The organism is Mesorhizobium sp. M7A.F.Ca.ET.027.03.2.1 (assembly GCF_003999175.1).
Taxonomy (GTDB): Bacteria; Pseudomonadota; Alphaproteobacteria; order Rhizobiales; family Rhizobiaceae; genus Mesorhizobium.
Genome location: NZ_RZOM01001486.1, coordinates 1 through 1070 on the forward strand (window position 1 = coordinate 1; position 1070 = coordinate 1070).

At 66.4% G+C, this 1070-nt stretch carries 2 protein-coding genes; both read right to left on the reverse strand.

All coding sequences use genetic code 11. The annotated features are described in order from the left end of the window. Window positions 1–29: 29 nt before the first annotated feature. A complete protein-coding gene (locus EN750_RS35835) occupies window positions 30–416 on the reverse strand; it encodes a cobalamin biosynthesis protein (protein ID WP_127399385.1) in 387 nt (128 codons plus the stop codon). Further along, the coding region (cbiT, locus tag EN750_RS35840) for a precorrin-6Y C5,15-methyltransferase (decarboxylating) subunit CbiT (protein ID WP_127399386.1) at window positions 413–1070 on the reverse strand (658 nt) is incomplete at its 5' end. The genes EN750_RS35835 and cbiT, both read right to left, overlap by 4 nt.

Here is a 1070-nt window from a genome sequence, read left to right on the forward strand (position 1 = left end):
ACCTGGACCAGCGCCGATGAAATGGACGGTCATGGCGCATCTCCGCTGATGGCGATGGCGCAGGTGACCGGGCCGAGCACCGTGCGCGGGCCAAGCAGTTTGGCGCCTTTGCCGACGACGGCAAGGGCGGATGCCTCGGAAACCGATGGGGTTCCGGCAACATCCTGCGAGAGGTCGGAATGGCTGAGCGTGTCCGACGAGGCGGCCTGAAGCGTGGCGTCATCGACGACGATGACCGGAAGACTCAGCACGCGGCCAGCGGCGGCGATCGCTTCTTCATCCTTCTTGAACTCGGCAGTCGCCAGTGCCGAAAGTGCCGTCATCGTCAGGCCATGAGTCTCCAGCGCGGTTTCGATCGCGGCAAGCACGTCTTCGACGCTCACGCCTTTTCGGCTGCCGATGCCCGCGACCATCATGGCTTGACCCAGCTCCATTGGGTCACTGGCATGGCCGGCCGCCAGGCCTGCATCGCGCCGACCGGCGATGCGCGAGAGATGGCGATGCGGGTGAGATCGCCGCCGAGCTTGGTATGCTGGGCGAGGAGCAAGGCTTCCATCTCCAGCGTCACCGCATTGGCCACGAGACGGCCGCCCGGGCGCAGCGCCTTGATGGCAGCATTCAGCACGCCGGCATCGCTGCCGCCGCCGCCGATGAAGATCGCGTCCGGCGTGTCCAGCCTGGCAAGTGCCCTGGGCGCGCTGCCTTCCACCACGACAAGGCCGGGAACGCCGCAGACGGCCGCGTTGCGGCCAATGCGGGCGGCGCGGATCGGATCGGCCTCGATGGCAATGGTGCGCATGGAAGGGTGGGCCAGCATCCATTCGATGCCGATGGAACCGGAACCGGCGCCGATGTCCCACAGCAATTCGCCGCGCCGCGGCGCCAGCGCCGACAGTGTGATGGCGCGGACTTCGCGCTTGGTGATCTGGCCGTCATGGTCGAACAGATGATCGGCAAGGCCTGATGTGAGCGGCAGGACGCGCGCGTCCGGACCGGATTCAACTTCGACCGCCAGAACGTTGAGTGGATTGATGTTTTCGAGATCGAAGGCATCGGCGCGGATCGTGCGG